The sequence below is a fragment of the Patulibacter brassicae genome, assembly GCF_033949425.1.
In the GTDB taxonomy this organism is placed as follows: Bacteria; Actinomycetota; Thermoleophilia; order Solirubrobacterales; family Solirubrobacteraceae; genus Patulibacter; species Patulibacter brassicae.
The window spans coordinates 467,453-486,541 of sequence record NZ_JAXAVX010000001.1 but is presented as its reverse complement, the minus strand read 5'-3'; the positions used below and the strand labels follow the sequence as shown (position 1 = coordinate 486,541).

Sequence of the window (19,089 nt, the reverse complement as noted above, 5' to 3'; positions counted from 1 at the left end):
GCAGGGGCGGTGCGGCGACGGGATCGCGGGCGCCGCGCCGTCGGGGTTTCGCCCGCCCGTCCCCGGGTATCACGGTTCGCGTGTCGACGAACCATCCGACGGCGTCCGCCGCGCCCGGCCGGAGCCGCTGAGCCCGTGCGGATCGCGCTCATCGCCCACCACGTCGCGCCGCTGCGGCCACCGTTCGTCGGGGGCGTCGAGTCGTTCACGTGGTACCTCGCGCGCTGGCTGGCGGGGCGCGGCCACCGGGTGCGGCTCTACGCGCCCCCGGGCACGGAGGTCCCCGGCGTCGACGTCCGTCCGCTGCGCCTGGACGCCGGCCTCAGCGACGCGGCCCGTCAGGACGTCTCGATGCCGCCCGGGCGGTTCATGGACGCCCACCACGCCTACCTCGAGACGGTCATGGAGCTCGCCGCCTCGACCGAGCACGACGTCGTCCACTCCAACACCCTGCACTACCTGCCGATCGCGCTCGGCTCCCTCGTGGGGACGCCGATGGTCACGACGCTCCACACCCCGCCGACGCCGTGGCTGGAGAGCGCGCTGCGTGCCGCCGTCCGCTGCGGATCCCCGCCCGCGCTCGTCGCGGTGTCCCGGGCCACGCGGGACGCGTGGCGCTCGGTCACGGGGCCCGTCCCGGTCGTCCACAACGGGGTCGACACGGCGGCGTGGCGGCCCGGTCCCGGGGGCGGCGGTGCCGTCTGGTGCGGGCGGATCGTGCCGGAGAAGGCCCCGCACCTGGCGATCGACGCGTGCCGGCGGGCCGGCGTGCCGCTGCGCCTGGCCGGACCGATCATCGACCGCGCGTACTGGGACCGCGAGATCGCGCCGCGTGTCGGCATCGACGCCGAGCACGTCGGGCACCTCGACCACGACGCGCTGCAGGCGGAGCTCGGCCGCGCGCGGGTGGCGGTCGTCAGCCCCGCCTGGGACGAGCCGTTCGGGCTCGTCGCCGCCGAGGCGATGGCCTGCGGGACCCCGGTGGCCGGGTTCGCGCGCGGCGGGCTCGTGCGGCTCGTGGGCCGGCACGGCGGTCGCCTCGTGGCGCCGGGCGACGTCCCGGCGCTCGCGCGCGCCATCGACGCGGCCGCGGCGCTCGACCGCGCCGCGGTCCGGCGGCACGTCGAGCGGACCGCGAGCCTCGACGTCATGGGCCGCGCCTACGAGCGGCTCTACGCCGCGACGATCGGCAGCGGCGCCGCCGCGGTGCGCCCGCCCGCGCCGGTCGAGGACCTCGCCGCGCACCGGGTCCGCCGGGGCCGGGCGGTGCGTCCGCTGCCGGTGACCGCGACGTGACGATCGGCTGGTACCTGCACCACCACGGCGGCGGCCACCTGCGGCGCTTCCTCGCCGTCGAGCCGCACCTCGAGGGGCCGGTGACGGTGCTGAGCTCGCTCCGGCGTCCCGCCGGCCTGGCGGCGCGGGTGTCGTGGGTGGACCTGCCGCTGGACGTCGACGAGGCGCCACCGGACGACCCGTCCGCCGGCGGGGCCCTGCACTGGGCGCCGCGCGGCGTCCCCGGGCTCCGCGAGCGGACCGCGCGGATCGCGGCATGGGCGCAGGACGCGGCGGCCACCGCCCTCGTCGTCGACGTCTCGGTGGAGGTGGCGCTCCTGGGCCGGCTCCTGGCGCTGCCGACCGTCGTCGTCGCCCAGCACGGCCGCCGCGACGACGCGCCGCACCGGCTGGCGTACGCGAGCGCGGCCCGGATCGTCGCCCCCTGGACCGCGGCCACCCACGACCCGGAGCACGCCGCCGGGGCGTTCGGGATCGCGTTCACCGGTGCCATCTCGGCGCTGGACGCCGGCCGCCCGGAGGGCCGACGGGGCGGCGCGACGGGGGAGGGCGCTCCCGGCTGGGGGACGCACGACGCTCCGACAGCAAGCGCGACGCGCGCGGGGCCCGTGTCGGCGGCGGGACGCGATGTCCTGCTCGTCGTCGGCGGTGGGGGCCACGACCTCCACGCCGCGGACGTCCGCGCCGCCGCAGCGGCCACCGGCCGCCGCTGGCACGTCGCGGGGGCGCTGCGCGTGCCCCCGGGGGACGGCGTCGTCGACCACGGGCCGCGCGTCGACCTCGCGCCGCTCCTGCGACGCAGCGACGTCGTGGTGGCCACGGCCGGGATGGGCGCCGTCGCCGACGTCGCCGCGGCGCGCCGACCCGCGGTCCTCCTGCCGCAGGAGCGACCGTTCGACGAGCAGGAGCGGCACGCCGCCGCGCTGGAGGACGCGGGGCTCGTCGCGGTGCTGCGGCGGTGGCCGGCCGCCGCGCGCTGGCCCGGAGTCCTCGACGAGGCCCGCCGCCGCGATCCGCGGCGCTGGTCGCTGCTGCACGACGGGCGCGGCGCGGAGCGCCTCGCGCGCATCGTCCACCAGGCCGCCGGCGTGCGCGCTCGTCCACCGGTGGCCGTCGCGTGAGCGTCCGGGTGGGCGTGGCGACGATCGCCCGCGGACGCGCCCGGCACCTCGAGCGCCAGGCGGTGGGCGTCGGGGGGCAGAGCCGGCCGGCGGACCGGTACGTCGTCGTGGCGATGGACCGCTCGGGCGCCGACGCGGAGGCGGCGCTCGCGCGCGCCGCGCTCCCTCCGTCGCTGACGCGCGAGGTGCGCCTCCTGCCCGTCGCCGACGGCGCGCCGCTGCCGCTCGCCACGGCGCGCAACGCGGCGATCGCGGCGCTCGGCGACGTCGACCTCGCGATCCTCGTCGACGTCGACTGCATCCCGCACCCGCAGCTCGTCGCGCGCTACCTCGCCGCCGACGCGTGGGCGGCGGACCGCCCGCACCTGCTGGCCGGCCCGGTCGGGCACCTGCCGCCGGGCCGTCCGGCCGGGACCCGGCTCGGCCCGGACGACATGGCCGCCGCGCGCGTCCGCGGACGCCCCGTCCCCGGCGACGCCGAGATCCGGCCCGAGCCGCGTCACGAGCTCTTCTGGTCCTTGTCGTTCGCGGTGCGGCCGGCGACCCACGCGCGGATCGGCGGCTTCGACGAGGCGTACCGCGGCTACGGCGCGGAGGACACCGACTACGCGCGCCGCGCCGCCCGGGCCGGCGTCGCGCTCGCCTGGGCGGGCGGGGCGTGGGCCTACCACCAGGACCACGGCCCGAGCGGGCCGGTGCGCGAGCACGTGGAGGACATCGTCCGCAACGCGCGCGTGTTCCACGAGCGCTGGGGCGTCTGGCCGATGGAGGGCTGGCTCGAGCGCCTGGCGGCCGAGGGCCTCGTCGACTGGCGGCCCGAGGCGGGGGTGCTCTGCTCGACGACCGCGCCCCGCGGCCCGCGGGACCGTCCGGTGTCGCCCGGGTCCGCATGGCGGCCGTCCCCGGAGGGACCGCCGCGTCCCGTCCGCGGGCTCCCGCTGGACGGCTAGCGCTCGGCGTCCTGGAGGGCGTCCCGCAGGAGGCGGCCGGCCGGCTCGCCGAACGCCCAGAGCCGCACGCGCTCGACCGCGGGCGTCGTCGGTGCCTCTTCGCGAAGGGTGGCCACGGCGATTCGGGCGGCGCGGTCGGCCGGGAAGCCGTAGACGCCGGTCGAGATGGCGGGGAACGCCACCACGCGGCAGCCGTGGGTCCCCGCGAGGCGGAGGGCCTCCCGGTAGCAGGACGCCAGCAGCGCGTCCTCCCCGTGGTCGCCGCCGCGCCAGACGGGGCCGACGGCGTGGATGACGTGTCGGGCGGGCAGGTGGCCGGCACCGGTGATGCGCGCCTCGCCGGTCGGGCAGCCGCCGAGCAGCCGGCACTCCGCGAGGAGCGCGGGCCCGGCCGCCCGGTGGATCGCGCCGTCGACGCCACCGCCGCCGAGCAGCGACGAGTTGGCGGCGTTGACGATCGCGTCCGCCTCGCGGTCGGTCGTGATGTCCCCGACGAGCACCTCGATCCGCATCGGCCCAGCCTACGCCGGGCCGCGGCATCGCCCGGTCCGTCGTAGGCTCCCGCGCCCGACGATGCGCACCGACGACCAGCACGCCGCCCGCGGGACGATCGAGCGCGCGACCGCGACCCTGGCGGCGTCCTGGGCGCGCTTCGCCGACGGCACGCCCGGAGCGCGGCTCGTGCGCACCGCATCCGTCGCTGCCGCGGTCTTCCCGGACGGGCCCGAGCGCACGATCTTCAACAACGCCGTGCTCCTGGACCACGACGCCGACGCGGTCGCGGCCGGTGCGGAGGTGGAGGCGCGGTACGCCGACGCCGGCGTGGACGCGTTCGCGTTCTGGGTCCACGAGACCGCCGGCGCCGCGACCCGCGCGCTGGTGGCCGCCGGGTGGCGCCGCGCCGAGTCGACGCTCGTCATGACGCTCGACCTCGAGGCGCTCCGCGCGCCGGACGGCCCGGAGCTCGACCTCGATCCGGCGCCGTCCGCTGCGCGGTGCTTCGCCGTCAATGGCCTGCCGCGCGGGCTGTTCCCCGCGCTGGAGGGGTGTCGCGTCCTCGTGGCCCGGCAGGACGGCCGGGACGTCGCGACGGCGCTGACCGTGGAGCACGAGGGCGACTGCGGGGTCTACGACGTCGCGACGGTGCCCGCCGCCCGGCGGCAGGGGCTCGGCGCCGCGGTCACCGCTCGGGCGCTGCAGGAGGCACGCGATCGCGGCTGCCGCACGGCGAGCCTGCAGTCCACCGCGGCGGCCGAGCGGGTGTACGCGCGTCTCGGGTTCGTCCCGATCGGGCGCTTCCACGAGTGGACGCCGCCGGCCGACGGAGGCCGACGGCGTCCGCGCCGTCCGGCAAGCTCCGGCGCATGATCCCCCTCGGTCCGCGCGACGGGCTCGCGGCCGTCGTCGGTGCGGCGGCGGCGCACGGCACGAACGTCGCGGTCGCCCGGCTCGGCCGGGCCCGGCGTGTCCCGGTGATGGCGGCGGCCCTCGTCGCCGCGGCCCTCGTCTGTCCGGCCGCGCGTCGCCGCCGGCGGCCCGGGGCGGCGCTCGCGCGCGAGCTGGCGGCCACGGTCGGCTACGGCGCCCTGGCGGCCGCCGCCGCGCGCCGCGGCGGACCGGTCGGCTCCCGGGTGCTCGCCGCGGGCTGGGCGAGCCACGCGCTGTTCGACGCGCTCCACGCGCACGACGACGACTCGCTGATCCCGGACTGGTACCCCGCGCTCTGCGCCGGCTACGACCTCGTCGTCGCGGCCGATCTCGCGCGCGGGCCGGTCGGGTCCTGACGGCCGCGCCGCATGCCGTTCGCCGACGAGCTGCTCGGACCCGACGACGCGACCGGTCTCGTCGTCGCGCTCGAGGCGGCGCACGGCGTCGCGCTGCCGGAGCTGCGCGACGCCGCCGGGGAGCTGGGGCCGCTCGCGCTGCGCGAGCGGGCCGACCGGCTGCGCGACGCCCTGCTGCAGGACGTCGGCGGCGGCCATGAGGAGCTCGCCGCGGTCGTCCGCGGCGCGCTCGACGGCGCGGCGCCGTTCACGGGCTGGATGCTGTGGCCGGTGACCTCGGCGGTCGCCCTGCGCGCGGTGGAGCAGGGCACCGACGACGCGGTCGACGACGCGCTCGCGCTCTTCGAGCGGCTCACGGTCCGCTTCACCGGCGAGTTCGGGATCCGGCCGCTGCTGCGCCACGACCTCGACCGGGTGCTCGCGACGCTCCTGGGGTGGGCGGCGCACCCGGACGCCGGCGTGCGGCGCCTCGCGTCGGAGGGCACGCGCCCGTACCTGCCGTGGGCGACGCGGGTCCCGGGGATCCTCGCCCGCCCCGGCGTGACGCTGCCGATCCTCGACGCGCTGCGCCACGACCCGAGCGAGGACGTCCGGCGCTCGGTCGCCAACCACCTGAACGACCTGAGCCGCGACGAGCCGGCGCTCGTCGCGGAGACCGCGCGCCGCTGGCTCGCCGAGCCCGCCCCCGGCCGGGAGCGCGAGAACGAGCGCCTCGTGCGCCACGCGCTGCGCACGCTCGTCAAGCGCGGCGATCCGGGCGCCCTGGCGGTGCTCGGGTTCGCGCCGGCCGAGGTCGCCGTCGACGGCCCGCTGCTGGACGCCGACCGCGTGACGATCGGCGGCTCGCTGCGGTTCCGCGGCACGGTGCGCAACGCGGGCGAGGCCGAGGCACGACTGGCGATCGACTACGTCGTGCACCACCGCAAGGCCAACGGCACCCGCACGCCGAAGGTCTTCAAGCTCACGACGGCGACGCTCGCGCCCGGCGCGAGCATCGACCTGGACCGCACGCACTCGTTCCGCCCGATCACGACGCGCCGCTACCACCCGGGCACGCACGCGATCGGGCTGCAGGTCAACGGCGTGGCCACGCCGCTCGTGCCGTTCGAGCTCGCGCCCGAGGCGTAGCTCGCGCCGTCGTCGCCGAGGACGGGCGCCTCACCGAGCGGCGGGCGGCCCTCGTGGCCCGGCCGCAAGGGCGCCGCTGGAGCGCGCGTCAGGTCGTCGTCCGGCGGACGAAGTCGACGAGCACGGCGATGACCTCGTCGCGGTTCGTCTCGTTGAGCACCTCGTGCCGAGCGCCCGGGTAGACGTGGCGCTCGACCGACGCTGCCCCGAGCCCGGCGACCGCCGGCTCGGCGTGGACCAGCGGCGCCAGCTCGTCCTCCTCGCCGTGGACCCAGAGCACCGGCAGGTCGCGCAGCGGCGCGGCCGCGGCGATCGCGTCGACCGCGGCGCCGATCGCCAGCAGGGTCGGGCGCAGGAACGGACCGTGGTGGACGAGCTCGTCCTGCGCGTAGGCGACGCCGACGGCGGGGTCGCGCGAGAGGACGGCGGGATCGATCGGCACGTCCGGGATCGGATCCATCCCGGCGAGCGCGAGCAGCTCGGGGTTGCCGCCGATGACCGGGCCGCTGAGCGCCAGGCTGCGCAGCGGCAGGTCGCCGCGCTGCGCCAGGCGGGTGGCGATGATCCCGCCGAGCGAATGGCCGACGGCCGCGACGGGCAAGCCGGGACGCTCGGCGAGCACGGCGCCGCCGACGACGGCGAGGTCGTCGACGACCCGCTCGAGATCCTCGAGCAGCGCGCGCTCGCCGTCCGACCGGCCGTGGCCGGCGTGGTCGGGGGCCACGACGAGCGCGCCGTCGGCGGTCAGCCGGTCGGCGACGTGCTCGTACCGGCCGGCGTGCTCCCCGTAGCCGTGGGCGAGCACGACGATCCGCTGCGGCTCGGCGGGATCCCAGCGATGGACGGCGAGGCGACCGGCATGGCCGTCGGTGTACAGGACGTCGGACATCGCTGAGCCTCCGGGGATCGTTCGCGCCCGGTCGGCGTGCGGCCCGCGGGCGGCTCGCAACCTCGCACCCCGCTCGGTCCGGCGGAAGGTGGAATCCCCCGGGGGAGGGAGTGGGTTCCACCACCCGGCCGAGCCCGATCCGGGGGGCGTTCGGCGCCGCTCGAGCGCCCGCGGCCTGCGCGTCGCGCCGTCCGGCCGGTGGACCGGGACCGACGCGCCCGGACGGCGGCTAGGCTCGCGCCATGCCCGACCGCCCGGTGCCGACGACGCCCGATCGATCTCGGCCGCGGGTCGCCGCCGCGCCGCTCGGATCGGGTACGGCGGGTCCCCTCGCCGGGGCCCCGGGAGCGGTCCGGTGAGCGACGCCGGCACGCCGCCGGAGCTGCGGCCGGAGGACTACCTCGACGTCGATCGCCTGCTGAGCGACGAGGAACGGGCGATCCGCGACGCGGTCCGCGCGTGGGTCCGCGACCGGGTCCTGCCGGAGGTCGGCGGGTGGTTCGAGCTCGGGACGCTGCCGAGCCGCGAGCTCGCGCCGGAGCTCGGGCGCCTCGGGCTGCTGGGCATGCACCTCCAGGGCCACGGCTGCGCGGGGGCGTCGGCGACGGCGTACGGCCTGGCGTGCACCGAGCTGGAGGCGGGCGACACCGGCGTGCGCTCGCTCGTGTCCGTGCAGGGGTCGCTGGCGATGCAGGCGATCGACCGCTGGGGCAGCGACGAGCAGCGCGAGCGGTGGCTGCCGCCGATGGCCGCCGGCGAGGTCCTCGGCTGCTTCGGCCTGACCGAGCCGGACGCCGGCAGCGATCCGGGCGCGATGCGCACCACCGCCCGCCGGGCCGGCGGCGACTGGGTGCTGCACGGGCAGAAGATGTGGATCACGAACGGCTCGGTGGCCGACGTCGCCGTCGTCTGGGCGCGCTGCAGCGACGACGGGCGGGTGCGGGGGTTCCTCGTCCCGACCGATGCACCGGGCTTCTCGGCGCCGCCGATCACCCGCAAGCTCTCCCTGCGGGCGTCGGTCACGAGCGAGCTCGTCCTCGACGACGTCCGCCTGCCCGACGACGCCGCGCTGCCGGGGGTGGCGTCGCTGCGCGGCCCGCTCTCCTGCCTCGACGAGGCGCGTCACGGGGTCGTCTGGGGCGCGGTCGGCGCGGCGCGCTCGTGCTTCCTCGCCGCGCTGGAGTACGCCGGCACGCGCGAGGCGTTCGGCCGCCCGATCGCCGCGACCCAGATCCAGCAGCTGAAGCTCGCCCGGATGGCCACGCAGGTCAACCAGGCGACCCTCCTGGCGCTGCACCTCGGCCGGATGAAGGACGCCGGGCGCCTGCGCCCCGAGCAGGTCTCGATGGGCAAGCTCGCCAACGTCGACGCCGCGCTCGAGGTCGCCCGGACCGCGCGCCAGGTCCTCGGCGGCAACGGGATCACGCTCGGGTACCCCGTGATGCGCCACATGAGCAACCTCGAGTCGGTGGTGACCTACGAGGGCACCGCCGACGTCCACGCGCTCGTGATCGGCGGCGCGCTGACCGGCATCGACGCGTTCCGCTGAGCCGCGCCGGAGGCCGCGTCCGGCAGGGCGCGTGCGGTCCGTCACACGCGACGCCGGTCGCGGGGTACCATGAGCCATGCTCCAGTACGCATCCCCGGCGCAGGAGGAGTGGCGCCGCAGCGCGGACCCGATCCGCACGTTCGCGTTGCGCGACGATCTGGAGGGGCTTCGCGACCGGCTCGTCGACCTCGGCATCCTCGACGCGGGCTCGGCGGGCTTCGACGACGTCGACGAGGCGCAGGAGCTGCTCGACCAGGCGTTCACCGGCGCCACCGAGGCCCTGGCCGCCGGCCACGCCTCGGCCGGGGACCACGCCGCGCTCGTCGACCTGCTGCTCGAGCTGCGCGAGCTCAACGCGCGCCTGCGGGGCGAGCGCGAGGCCGGTCGCGTGGCGGCGCTCGGGCGCGTGCGCGAGGCGATGGGCCTGCTGCGCGGGGTCTCGACGGTCGAGCAGATGATGGAGCGCGGCCCCGTGGCCGCGGCGCACCTCGGCTTCGACCGGACGTTCGTCTCCTCGATCAAGGACGCGTGCTTCGTCCCGTACAGCTGCTTCGTCGGCGGCGACACCGAGTGGGCGAAGGCGATCGTCCGCGCGGGGCAGGAGCAGCCGCGCAAGCTCGACCGCCGCCTGCTCGAGACGGAGATGGTCCGCCGCCGCCAGCCCCTGCGGGTGCTCGACGCGCAGAACGATCCGCGCGTGCACCAGGAGATCGCGAAGGTCTCGATGTCGCGGTCCTACGTCGCGGCCCCGATCGTCGTGCAGGACCGCGTCATCGGGTTCGTCCACGCCGACTTCTTCTTCGCCAAGCGCCTCGTGCGCACGAGCGACGCCGAGCTGCTGTGGATGTTCGCCGAGGCGTTCGGCTCGGCCTTCGAGCGGATCGCGGCGGGCGAGCAGCTGCGCGTCATGCGGCGCACCTTCCAGCGCGCGATGGCGGAGACCGACGCGACGTTCGCCCACATCTGCGACCGCGAGCTGAGCTTCGAGAGCACGATCGCGACCGAGCCGGCGCGCCCGGAGGGCCCGCTGCCGATCGCCGGCACCCCGCCGGTCCCGGCCGGCGCGCCGGTCCCGACCGAGCTCGCCGACCTCCTGACGAAGCGCGAGCTCGAGGTCCTGCGACTCATGGCCGAGGGCGCGACGAACGACGGGATCGCCCAGCGGCTCGTCATCTCGCACGGCACCGCGAAGACGCACGTCAAGCACATCCTGCGCAAGCTGCGGGCGGCGAACCGCGCCGAGGCGGTGTCGCGGTTCTTCCAGCTGCGCGGCGAGCACTGACCCGCCGCCCCGCGGCGCGGGAGCGCCCCGGAAACGGCGACGAGCCGCGACCCGAGGGCCACGGCTCGTCGCCGCCCCGGCCGACCGGGGGAGGAGCTCCCGGTCGCCGAGGCGCTCGGCGCTGCGTCGTGGGTCTACGCCGACGGGGGCGTGGAGACGACGGCGTCGAAGGGGTAGTCCTCGAGCTTGCGCGTGAGGTCGACGTGCAGGTGCTTGGCCTCGGTGTACTCGTCCAGCGCGCCGCCGCCGAGCTCGCGCCCGACGCCGCTCTGCTTGTAGCCGCCGAAGGGCAGCGCCGGGTCGATCGCGTGCCAGGTGTTGACCCAGACCGTGCCGGCGCGCAGCTGCTCGCCGACCTCCTGGGCCCGCGCGAGGTCGGTGCTCCAGACCCCGGCCGTCAGGCCGTACTGCGTGTCGTTGGCGATCTGCACCGCCTCGGCGACCGACGAGTAGCGGATGACGCAGAGCACGGGCCCGAACGTCTCCTCGCAGGCGATCTCCATGTCGTTGCGCACGTCGGTGAGGATCGTCGGCTCGAGGAAGAAGCCCTTCTCGAACTCCGGGCCCTGCGGCACGCCGCCGCCGAGGGCGACCGTCACGCCGTCCTGCTTCGCGCCCTCGATGAACTGCAGGACGCGGTCGCGCTGCCGGGCGGAGACGACCGGGCCGAGGTCGGTGTCGAAGTCGCTCGGATCGCCGACCTTGATCGTGCTCGCCCGCGCGACGAGCCGCGCGACGACCTCGTCGTGCAGGTGGTCGGGCACGAGCAGGCGGGTGCCCGACTCGCAGATCTGCCCCGAGAAGAGCATGCAGCCGAAGAGGATCCCGTCGACGGCGACGTCGAGGTCCGCGTCGTCCAGGAGGATCACCGGCGCCTTGCCGCCGAGCTCCAGCGAGACCTTCTTCACCGTGCCGGAGGCGAGGCGCATGATCTCGCGGCCGACCTGCGTGGAACCCGTGAACGCGACCTTGTCGACGTCGGGGTGCGACGCCAGGCGGGCGCCGACCTCGGGACCGTCGCCGGTGATGACGTTCAGGACGCCCGCCGGCACGCCGCACTCCAGCGCGATCTCCCCGAGGCGCAGGAGCGACCGCGGCGTCTTTTCGTCGACCTTCACGACGATCGAGTTACCGGCGGCCAGCGCCGGGCCGATCTTCCACAGCCCCAGGAGCAGCGGGAAGTTCCACGGCACGATCGCGGCGCAGACGCCGAGCGGCTCGCGGATGACCCGGTTCAGCGAGGCCGTCGGGTAGTTCGCCGTCGGCACCGCCTGCTGGAACGGGTACGTCGCCGCCTGCTCGGCGAAGTGGAGCATGTGCGGCGCGGCGAGCCCGACGAGGAACCCCGTCGCCTGACGGACCGTCGCGCCGTTGGCGGAGATCTCGAGCTCGATGAGCTCCTCCATCTCCTCGCCCAGGCGGTGGGCGATCGCGCGCAGGACCGCAGCGCGCTCCTCCGGCTCCTTCTTCGACCAGGCGCCGGAGGCGAAGGAGCGCCGCGCGGCCTCGACGGCGCGGTCGGCGTGCTCGACCGTCCCCTTCGCCGCGGTGCAGACGAGCTCCTCGGTGGCGGGGTGGATGATCTCGTACGACTCGTCGGCGTCGACGTGCTCGCCGCCGATGAGCATCTGGTGGTGGACGACGGACGTCGTGGCCATCGCGCTGCGCTCCTCGTGCCCGGTCCTCGCCCTCAGGCGGCGACCGTGGCGTCCTTCTCGGCGACGAGCTCCCGGTACATCGGGAAGAGCGGCTTCGTCAGCGGGACGAGCTTCAGGATCTTGTTGACCGGGCCCTTCGCCTTGACCTGGCCCTTGGCGAGGCCGACCGCGAGGTTGTACTCGCCGCGCCAGAACTTGTCGCCGATGTCGGCCGGCATGTAGAGCTTCACGTCGGCGTCCTCGTTCTCGCCCCCGTCGACGACCTCGAGGCTCTCGCCGTGCATCTTGATGAGGACCTTCGCCTCCGGGTCGGAGTAGTAGACCTGCAGGTCGATGTCCGCCGCCGCGAGCTTCGGGCCGACCTCGGTCTCGTTCGCCTTGCGGAACACCCCGCCGAGGTAGATGTAGGCCTCGTCGGCGTCGTTGAAGAAGGGCATCTCTCGCTCCTGGATTCAGGTCGTCGGGTCGGGAGGCCCAGGGCCTCGCTCCTCCGTGTCCCACGCTAGGCGCGCGGCCCTCGCGCGCGCATCGCCTGCGAGGGGGATCCTTCTCTCCCGATCTGGTCGGATCGCCCGCGGCGTCCGCGCGCGCTCCCCTTCCCGGCGGACGAAGCTCTCCCGAACGGACGGTGGACGCCGCCCGGGGCCGCGGACTAGCTGTTGTGCCCACGGTCTTGGTGAACGCGGCTGATTGGTGGCCGGTCCCCCAGAGCCGTGTGAGGGCGTCGTCGGTTGTAGTACCGCAGCCATGATCCCAGCGCCCGGTTGCGGGCGCTGGAAGACGCCCAGATCCGGGCGTGCGCCCACTCCTCGTCAAGGGTCCGGATGAACCGCTCGACCTTCCCGTTCCACCGCGGCGTCCGAGGCGGGATCAGGATGTGCCTGGCGCCGAGCCCGGTCAGTGTGGCCTGGAAGAGTCGGCTGTTCTTGTAGGCCATCGCGTTGTCGGTCATCACGGCCTGTGTCGGCCCGCACCCCTGCTCGGTGAACCACCGGGCGGCCCTGCCGATCACCGTGGCCGCGGTCTCGCCGCGGTCGTGCGGGTGGATCTCCACGTACGCCAACCGGGTTCGGTCATCGATGACGCAGTGCGCGTACTCGACGCCCGCGCCGCGGTTCTTGTGCTGCTCGGAACGGTCGCCGTGCGCCCAATGCCCGGGCTTCTTGAACCGCGTGAGGTGCTTCACATCGAGGTGCAACAGCGCACCGGGCTCGGCCCACTCGTAGCGACGTGTCGGGACCGTCGGCTTCGGCGAACGACGCCGGCGACCGCAGCCATGGCGATCGAGCACCTTGTAGATCGTCGACCGGCGAAAGCCGACCAGGCCGGCCAGACGGGCCGGCCCGAGGTTCGTGCGCTCCCGTGCCTTGAGGATCCGCTGCTCGGCCTCGACCGGCAGCCGCCACGGGCAGCTCTTCGGGACCGGCGGCCTGGACCGCAGACACGACCTCGTCGCCCGCTCTTGGTCGGTCGCGGCCTTCCAGCGGTGCCACCAGCGATGCGCGGAGGCGGGTGAGACGTTCAGGGCCGCCGCGGCGGCCCTGAACGTCTCACCCGCCTCGATCCGCTTGACCAGCTCGTATCGGCCACGCAGGCCGAGCTTGGCTCTACCGTCTTCCATGCCGGTCCTCTCGGTTCCTCGGACGTCTCGCAACTCCCAGGATCCCGGGCAGGACCGGCACCTATGTCGTGTTCACGAAGACCGTGGGCAACTCAACTAGCGTCGTCCGGGTACGTGTCACCGAACCCGGAGAACCCCCGCGTGAAGGCCACCGCCGCCGTGCTTCGCGAGATCGACGCACCGCTGTCGATCGAGGAGATCGAGCTCACCGACCTGCAGGACGACGAGGTCCTCGTCGAGATCAAGGGGGCCGGGATCTGCCACACCGACGCGACGGCGATCGACGGCACCGTGCCGCTGCCGCTGCCGACCGTCCTGGGCCACGAGGGCGCCGGCGTCGTGTCCGCCGTCGGGGCCGACGTCACGAACGTCGCGCCCGGCGACCACGTCGTCCTGAGCTTCGGGCACTGTCGCGAGTGCGACATCTGCACCGGTGGCCGGCCGGCGTACTGCGAGCTGTTCGCGCCGCTGAACTACTTCGGCACGCGCCTCGACGGCACGACGACCCTCCAGAAGGGCGAGGAGGAGATCCACGGCAACTGGTTCCAGCAGTCCTCGTTCGCCAGCCACGCGATCGCGAAGGCCGCGAACACCGTGAAGGTCCCCGACGACGTCCCGATCCAGCTGCTCGGGCCGCTGGGCTGCGGCATCCAGACCGGCGCGGGCACCGTCCTGAAGGTCCTCCGCGCCCGCGAAGGCGACGGGATCGCGATCTTCGGCCTCGGCGGCGTCGGCCTCTCCGCCCTCATGGCGGCGAAGGCGGTCGGCTGCGACCCGATCGTCGCGGTCGACACGGTCGCGAGCCGGCTCGAGCTGGCGACGGAGCTCGGCGCCACCCACGTCTTCGACCCGACGGCCACGAAGGACCTCGTCTGGGACATCATGCAGGTCTCCGCGCCCGGGCTGAACCTCTCGTTCGACACGGTCGGGACCGAGACGGTCGTGCGCCAGTGCCTCGAGGTCCTGCGCTCGCCGGGGCACGCGGCCACCGTCGGCTTCCAGGGCCTGGAGAACAACATCCAGATCGACCAGGGGCACCTCATGCTCGGTCGCACGCTCTCCGGGGTCATCGAGGGCGACGCCGACCCGCAGGAGTTCATCCCCGAGATGGTCCGGATGCACCAGGAGGGGCGCTTCCCCTTCGACCGGCTGATCGAGACGTTCCCCTTCGAGCGGATCAACGACGCGTTCGCCGCCTCGCACGAGGGCCGCGTCATCAAGCCGGTCGTCGTCTTCGACTAGGGGGGAGAGAAAGGGGGCGGGCCCCAGCCTGCGCGTCGGCCGGCACGACCCGGTGGGGGGTTCGGCGGGGCGCAGGCGCTCCCCGGCGGCGACCGCCCCCGGGACGGGGCGGTCGCTCCCGATGGCGGAACCGGCCGATCGGGAGAGGTGGTTCGGCCCTCCGCCGGATCGCGGACCGGGGGCGGGGGTGCGAGGATCGCGGCCATGGAGATCGGCATCGGGGTCGGCTACTGGGGGCTGGGCGTCACGAAGGACGACCAGCTCGAGATCGCCCGACAGGCGGAGGAGCTCGGCTTCGACGCGGTCTGGGTCGCGGAGGCGTACGGCTCGGACGCCGTCTCGGTCCTCGGCCATCTCGCGGCGACGACCTCGCGGGTGAAGCTCGGTAGCGCGATCCTCCAGATCCCGGGCCGCTCGGCCGCGATGACCGCGATGAGCGCCGCGACGCTCGACCAGCTCTCCGGCGGCCGGTTCGTCCTCGGGCTCGGCGCGTCGGGCCCGCAGGTCTCCGAGGGCTGGCACGGCGTGCGCTTCGGCCGCCAGCTCGCTCGCACCCGGGACTACGTGAACGTCGTCCGGATGGCGCTGGCGCGCGAGCGCGTCGCGTACGAGGGCGAGACGCTCACGCTGCCGCTGCCCGACGGTCCCGGCCGGTCGCTGAAGCTCACGATCGCGCCGGCGCAGGATCGCCTGCCGATCGTCCTGGCCGCGATGGGGCCGAAGAACGTCGCGCTCGCCGGAGAGATCGCCGACGGGTGGCTGCCGACGTTCTTCTCGCCCGAGCACGTCGCCGAGCTCCGGGCGCCGCTGATCGAGGGCGCGCGGAAGGCCGGCCGCGACCCGTCCGAGGTCGCCGTGATCCCGCAGGTCGCGGTCTGCGTCGATGACGACGTCGACGCCGCGCGCGACACGATGCGCTTCATCCTCGGCCTCTACATCGGCGGGATGGGCTCGAGGAAGAAGAACTTCTACGTCGAGCTCGTCGAGCGCTACGGCTTCGGCGAGATCGCCCGCGAGATCCAGGACCTCTACCTCTCGGGCCGCAAGGACGAGGCCGAGGCGGCGCTGCCGGCCGAGCTCATCGACGCGACCTGCATCTGCGGGCCGGCGGACGTCGTCCGCGCCCGCCTCGACGCGTTCCGCGACGCCGGCGTCGACCAGGTCCTCGCGCTCCCGACCCCGCTGCCGGGCCAGAAGCACGTCGAGCAGGTCCGCCGCCTCGCCGAGGTCGCGGTCCCCGCCGCCCGCTAGGCCTTCGACGGCGTCCACGCGGCCTGTGCCGCGTGGATGCCGTGGATGAAGTTGTTGACCTGCAGCTCGGGCTCGGCGGTGAGGTGCAGGTCCGGCATGCGCGTGTAGACCTGCTGGAGCGTCGCCTTGATCATCTCCCGGCCGAGCGCCGAGCCGATGCAGAAGTGCGGGCCGCCGGCGCCGAAGCCGAGGTGCTTGTTCGGGGTGCGGAGGATGTCGAACTTCGAGGGGTTCTCGAAGACGTCCTCGTCGTAGTTGCCCGAGCAGTACCAGAGGACGAGCTTCTCGCCGGCCTTGATCTCCTGCCCACCGACCTCGGCGTCCTTGATCGCGGTGCGACGGAAGTGCTGGACCGGGCTGACGTAACGGAGGATCTCCTCGACGGCGGTGTCGACGCGGCCGGCCATGTCCTCCTGCAGCAGCGCCAGCTGCGTCGGGTGCTCGTGGAAGAGGCGGAACGCGTGGCCGATCGAGTGGCGCGTCGTGTCGTTGGCGGCGGAGCCGAGGAGCGAGAAGAAGGCCGCGACCTCCCAGTCCTCCAGCACGCGGTCCTCGAACTTCGCGTTGACGACCCAGGAGACGAGGTTCTCCGCCGGGTGCTCGCGGTAGTGGTCCGCGCGCGCCATGGCGATGTCCTGGATCCGCTCGGCCTCCTCGGCGAACGTCGTGAGGGCGTCCCGGCCGAGCGCGCAGTTCGGGTCGTCCCACGCGAGCATCCGCTCGGCCGCCTCCATGATCGTGTACATGTCCTCGCTGCCGGCCTCGACGCCGAAGAAGAACGCGAAGATCCGGCCCGGGAGCTGCTTGGCGTAGAGGTCGACGATGTCGCCCTCGCCACGCTCGATGATCTCGTCGACGAGGTCCTTCGCGATGCCGTGGATCCAGCCGTCGATCTTGCGGACGTTCCGCGGCGTGAAGGCCTGGGAGACGATCCCCCGGACCTGCCGGTGCTCGGCGCCGTCCATCGCGAGGAACGACGTCGTCGCGAGCGTCACGACCTCGGGCATGTCCTCCATGAGGATGCCCTGGCCGCTGATGAACGTCTCCACGTCGCGCGAGACCTGGCGGCAGTGGTCCCACTTCGTGATCGACCAGAACCCGGGCGTGTCGTCGTCCGGCGGCAGCAGCGTCGACTCGTAGGCGCGGTGGTAGGCGACGGGGTGCTCGCGACGGAAGTACGCGAACGCCTGCTCGCGGACGTCGAACGGCTGCGCCCAGAAGTCGCGGGACGCGAGGTCCAGCTCGGGCGACCAGGTCGGGCGGGCGGTCTCGGTCGACGTGCTCATGGTGCGAGTCTCGCCCGTCGCCCGCCGCGCGACCATCGGCAGGAGGGGAGAGATCCGCGGCCCTTCCGGGGGAGGGGACGGCCGGGCCCCGCCCCGAGCATCGTCGAGGCGACCGCCTCAGCCATCGGGATCGGCGCGGCTCGGGGCACCCGGGAGGGGCCGGGCCCCGCCCCGAGCATCGTCGAGGCGACCGCCTCAGCCGCCGGGATCGGCGCGGCTCGGGGCACCCGGGAGGGGCCGGGCCCCGCCCCGAGCACCGTCGAGACGCGGGGCCCAGCCGCCGGCTCGCCCCGCGGGTCGATCACCCGACCGGGAGACGAGAACCCGCCGAGCGGTCAATGGCGCGCCTGCGCTCGCGTGAGCGAAGCTGGACGAGAGCCGGGCGGGAGCCCGTCCCGGCGCCGACCGACGGGAGAGAGACCGATGCACCCTGGGGCCTTCGACGCCGACCACCCCGCGATCATCATGGGCCAGAGCGGCGCCACGGTGACCTACGGCGAGCTCGACGCCGCCGCGAACCGGGTCTCGCGCCTGCTGCGCGCCCGCGGCCTCGGCGTCGGCGACCACGTGGCGATCCTCGTCGAGAACCGCCCGGAGTTCCTCGAGCTCACCTGGGGCGCCCACTACGCCGGGCTCCTCTACACCGCGATCTCCACCCGCCTGACCCCCGACGAGGTCGCCTACATCGTCCGGGACTGCGGGGCGAAGGCGCTCGTCGTCTCCTCGCGCTACTCCGGCACGGCGCAGGCCCTCGTCGAGCTCCTGCCCGACGACGTCGAGCGGTTCTCCGTCGGCGACCCGATCCCGGGGTGGGGGACGCTGGAGGACGCGCTGGTCGAGCACCCCGCCACCCCACTGGACGAGCAGCGGACGGCTGGGCGCGACATGCTCTACTCGTCGGGCACCACCGGCCGTCCGAAGGGGATCAAGCCGCGCGAGGTCGCCGGCGCCCTCGAGGAGACGCCGATCATCATCACGCCGATCCTCAAGGCGAACCTCGGCGTCGGCGTCGACTCGACGTACCTCACGCCGGCGCCGATGTACCACGCCGCGCCGCTGCGCTTCTCGATGGCGATCCACCAGCTCGGCGGAACCGTCGTGATGATGGAGCGCTTCACGCCGGAAGGCGCGCTGGAGCTCATCGAGCGCCACCGCGTCACGCACACGCAGATGGTCCCGACGATGTTCGTGCGGATGCTGCGCCTGCCGGAGGAGCAGCGCGCCGCCGCCGACGTCTCGTCGCTGCGGGTCGTCATGCACGCCGCCGCGCCGTGCCCGGTCGACGTCAAGCAGCAGATGCTCGACTGGCTCGGCCCGATCATCCACGAGTACTACGCCTCGACCGAGGCCTGCGGGCTGACGTGGGTGACGCCGGACCAGTGGCTCGCGAAGCCGGGCACGGTCGGCAAGGCGATGATCGGCGTGCCGCACGTCGTCGGCGAGGACGGCCGGGAGCTGCCGGTGGGCGAGGAGGGCGTCGTCTACTTCTCCGACGGCCCGCCGTTCGAGTACCACAACGCCCCGGAGAAGACGGCCGAGGCGCACGACGAGCGCGGCTGGGCGACCTGCGGCGACATCGGCCGTCTCGACGAGGACGGCTTCCTGTACCTCACCGACCGCAAGTCGTTCATGATCATCACCGGCGGCGTGAACGTCTACCCGCAGGAGGCCGAGGACGTCCTGATCTCCGATCCCGCGGTGATGGACGCCGCGGTCTTCGGCGTCCCGCACCCGGAGTTCGGCGAGGAGGTCACGGCGGTCGTGCAGCCCGTGCGGATGCCCGAGACCGACGAGGAGGAGCAGGCCGAGGCCGAGCGCCTCATGGCCCTCTGTCGCTCGCGGCTCGCCGACCTCAAGTGCCCGCGGTCGATCGACTTCCGCGCCGAGCTGCCCCGGCACGAGACCGGCAAGCTCTACAAGCGGCTGCTCGTCGACGAGTACCGCGAGCGGGTCGCCTCCGCGGCGGCCGCGGCCGGCTGCCCGGTGATGGGCCACAGCGCCTGAGCGCGGCGCGGCGCCGGCCGATCCGGAC

17 protein-coding genes are annotated in these 19,089 nt (G+C 74.8%); 11 read left to right on the top strand and 6 right to left on the bottom strand.

The genetic code is table 11. The features are described from left to right. The first annotated feature begins 135 nt into the window (after positions 1 to 135). The 3 genes from SK069_RS02300 to SK069_RS02290 are packed head-to-tail and all read left to right on the top strand — an operon-like array spanning position 136 to position 3,367. On the top strand, positions 136 to 1,296 hold the full coding sequence (locus tag SK069_RS02300) for a glycosyltransferase (protein ID WP_319952561.1): 1,161 nt from the start codon (positions 136 to 138) through the stop codon (positions 1,294 to 1,296). Further along, a complete protein-coding gene (locus SK069_RS02295) occupies positions 1,293 to 2,417 on the top strand; it encodes a glycosyltransferase (protein WP_319952560.1) in 1,125 nt (374 codons plus the stop codon). Before SK069_RS02300 ends, SK069_RS02295 begins: the two co-directional genes overlap by 4 nt. Then, a complete protein-coding gene (locus SK069_RS02290; protein ID WP_319952559.1) occupies positions 2,414 to 3,367 on the top strand; it encodes a glycosyltransferase family 2 protein in 954 nt (317 codons plus the stop codon). Before SK069_RS02295 ends, SK069_RS02290 begins: the two co-directional genes overlap by 4 nt. Here the strand turns inward: SK069_RS02290 and SK069_RS02285 are convergent. Next, entirely contained in the window at positions 3,364 to 3,879 is a 516-nt protein-coding gene (locus SK069_RS02285) for an O-acetyl-ADP-ribose deacetylase (RefSeq protein ID WP_319952558.1), read from the bottom strand. The two genes, SK069_RS02290 and SK069_RS02285, sit on opposite strands and share 4 nt — an antisense overlap. Positions 3,880 to 3,940: 61 nt before the next feature. Here SK069_RS02285 and SK069_RS02280 point away from each other — a divergent pair, with 61 nt between their 5' ends. Genes SK069_RS02280 through SK069_RS02270 form a run of 3 tightly spaced genes read left to right on the top strand, consistent with a single transcriptional unit; the run spans position 3,941 to position 6,279 of the window. Continuing rightward, positions 3,941 to 4,735, top strand: a complete 795-nt coding sequence (locus SK069_RS02280; RefSeq protein WP_319952557.1) for a GNAT family N-acetyltransferase — start codon at positions 3,941 to 3,943, stop codon at positions 4,733 to 4,735. Next, positions 4,732 to 5,151: a hypothetical protein gene (locus tag SK069_RS02275; protein WP_319952556.1), complete on the top strand. Its 420-nt coding sequence runs from the start codon at positions 4,732 to 4,734 to the stop codon at positions 5,149 to 5,151. The genes SK069_RS02280 and SK069_RS02275 overlap by 4 nt, the downstream gene beginning before the upstream one ends. A gap of 12 nt (positions 5,152 to 5,163) precedes the next feature. Continuing rightward, complete coding sequence (locus SK069_RS02270) at positions 5,164 to 6,279, top strand: hypothetical protein (RefSeq protein ID WP_319952555.1); 1,116 nt, start codon at positions 5,164 to 5,166, stop codon at positions 6,277 to 6,279. 88 nt (positions 6,280 to 6,367) lie between these two features. Here SK069_RS02270 and SK069_RS02265 read toward each other — a convergent pair whose 3' ends face one another. Next, positions 6,368 to 7,168: an alpha/beta fold hydrolase gene (locus SK069_RS02265; RefSeq protein WP_319952554.1), complete on the bottom strand. Its 801-nt coding sequence runs from the start codon at positions 7,166 to 7,168 to the stop codon at positions 6,368 to 6,370. A 355-nt stretch (positions 7,169 to 7,523) separates the two neighbouring features. Here SK069_RS02265 and SK069_RS02260 point away from each other — a divergent pair, with 355 nt between their 5' ends. Further along, positions 7,524 to 8,717, top strand: coding sequence for an acyl-CoA dehydrogenase family protein (locus SK069_RS02260; RefSeq protein ID WP_319952553.1), 1,194 nt, complete (start codon positions 7,524 to 7,526; stop codon positions 8,715 to 8,717). Between the two features lie 76 nt (positions 8,718 to 8,793). Continuing rightward, positions 8,794 to 9,999, top strand: coding sequence for a helix-turn-helix transcriptional regulator (locus SK069_RS02255; RefSeq protein WP_319952552.1), 1,206 nt, complete (start codon positions 8,794 to 8,796; stop codon positions 9,997 to 9,999). A 134-nt stretch (positions 10,000 to 10,133) separates the two neighbouring features. On the opposite strand, the gene SK069_RS02250 is transcribed toward SK069_RS02255, so the two are convergent. From SK069_RS02250 to SK069_RS02240, 3 genes are all read right to left on the bottom strand, one after another. After that, the gene (locus SK069_RS02250; RefSeq protein ID WP_319952551.1) at positions 10,134 to 11,657 is read right to left on the bottom strand and encodes an aldehyde dehydrogenase family protein; all 1,524 of its coding nucleotides are present in this window, start codon (positions 11,655 to 11,657) and stop codon (positions 10,134 to 10,136) included. Positions 11,658 to 11,689: 32 nt separating this feature from the next. Beyond that, on the bottom strand, positions 11,690 to 12,094 hold the full coding sequence (locus SK069_RS02245) for an SCP2 sterol-binding domain-containing protein (protein WP_319952550.1): 405 nt from the start codon (positions 12,092 to 12,094) through the stop codon (positions 11,690 to 11,692). Positions 12,095 to 12,309: 215 nt separating this feature from the next. Then, the gene (locus SK069_RS02240) at positions 12,310 to 13,278 is read right to left on the bottom strand and encodes an IS481 family transposase (protein ID WP_319952549.1); all 969 of its coding nucleotides are present in this window, start codon (positions 13,276 to 13,278) and stop codon (positions 12,310 to 12,312) included. Between the two features lie 114 nt (positions 13,279 to 13,392). Between SK069_RS02240 and SK069_RS02235 the strand changes: the two genes are divergently transcribed. Beyond that, positions 13,393 to 14,520: an NAD(P)-dependent alcohol dehydrogenase gene (locus SK069_RS02235; RefSeq protein ID WP_319952548.1), complete on the top strand. Its 1,128-nt coding sequence runs from the start codon at positions 13,393 to 13,395 to the stop codon at positions 14,518 to 14,520. Positions 14,521 to 14,724: 204 nt separating this feature from the next. Beyond that, the gene (locus SK069_RS02230; RefSeq protein WP_319952547.1) at positions 14,725 to 15,771 is read left to right on the top strand and encodes an LLM class F420-dependent oxidoreductase; all 1,047 of its coding nucleotides are present in this window, start codon (positions 14,725 to 14,727) and stop codon (positions 15,769 to 15,771) included. Here SK069_RS02230 and SK069_RS02225 read toward each other — a convergent pair. Continuing rightward, positions 15,768 to 17,057, bottom strand: coding sequence for a cytochrome P450 (locus SK069_RS02225; protein WP_319952546.1), 1,290 nt, complete (start codon positions 17,055 to 17,057; stop codon positions 15,768 to 15,770). The genes SK069_RS02230 and SK069_RS02225 overlap by 4 nt on opposite strands. Before the next feature lie 423 nt (positions 17,058 to 17,480). On the opposite strand from SK069_RS02225, the gene SK069_RS02220 reads away from it, so the two are divergent. After that, positions 17,481 to 19,061, top strand: coding sequence for an acyl-CoA synthetase (locus SK069_RS02220; protein ID WP_319952545.1), 1,581 nt, complete (start codon positions 17,481 to 17,483; stop codon positions 19,059 to 19,061). Positions 19,062 to 19,089 lie beyond the last annotated feature (28 nt).

Bases quoted from the DNA above. Each gene is read 5' to 3' on its own strand.
- SK069_RS02225 (WP_319952546.1), bottom strand. From the start codon at position 17,057: ATGAGCACGTCGACCGAGACCGCCCGCCCGACCTGGTCGCCCGAGCTG.
- SK069_RS02265 (WP_319952554.1), bottom strand. From the start codon at position 7,168: ATGTCCGACGTCCTGTACACCGACGGCCATGCCGGTCGCCTCGCCGTC.
- SK069_RS02275 (WP_319952556.1), top strand. From the start codon at position 4,732: ATGATCCCCCTCGGTCCGCGCGACGGGCTCGCGGCCGTCGTCGGTGCG.
- SK069_RS02250 (WP_319952551.1), bottom strand. From the start codon at position 11,657: ATGGCCACGACGTCCGTCGTCCACCACCAGATGCTCATCGGCGGCGAG.
- SK069_RS02230 (WP_319952547.1), top strand. From the start codon at position 14,725: ATGGAGATCGGCATCGGGGTCGGCTACTGGGGGCTGGGCGTCACGAAG.
- SK069_RS02280 (WP_319952557.1), top strand. From the start codon at position 3,941: ATGCGCACCGACGACCAGCACGCCGCCCGCGGGACGATCGAGCGCGCG.
- SK069_RS02285 (WP_319952558.1), bottom strand. From the start codon at position 3,879: ATGCGGATCGAGGTGCTCGTCGGGGACATCACGACCGACCGCGAGGCG.
- SK069_RS02245 (WP_319952550.1), bottom strand. From the start codon at position 12,094: ATGCCCTTCTTCAACGACGCCGACGAGGCCTACATCTACCTCGGCGGG.
- SK069_RS02255 (WP_319952552.1), top strand. From the start codon at position 8,794: ATGCTCCAGTACGCATCCCCGGCGCAGGAGGAGTGGCGCCGCAGCGCG.
- SK069_RS02270 (WP_319952555.1), top strand. From the start codon at position 5,164: ATGCCGTTCGCCGACGAGCTGCTCGGACCCGACGACGCGACCGGTCTC.
- SK069_RS02240 (WP_319952549.1), bottom strand. From the start codon at position 13,278: ATGGAAGACGGTAGAGCCAAGCTCGGCCTGCGTGGCCGATACGAGCTG.
- SK069_RS02220 (WP_319952545.1), top strand. From the start codon at position 17,481: ATGCACCCTGGGGCCTTCGACGCCGACCACCCCGCGATCATCATGGGC.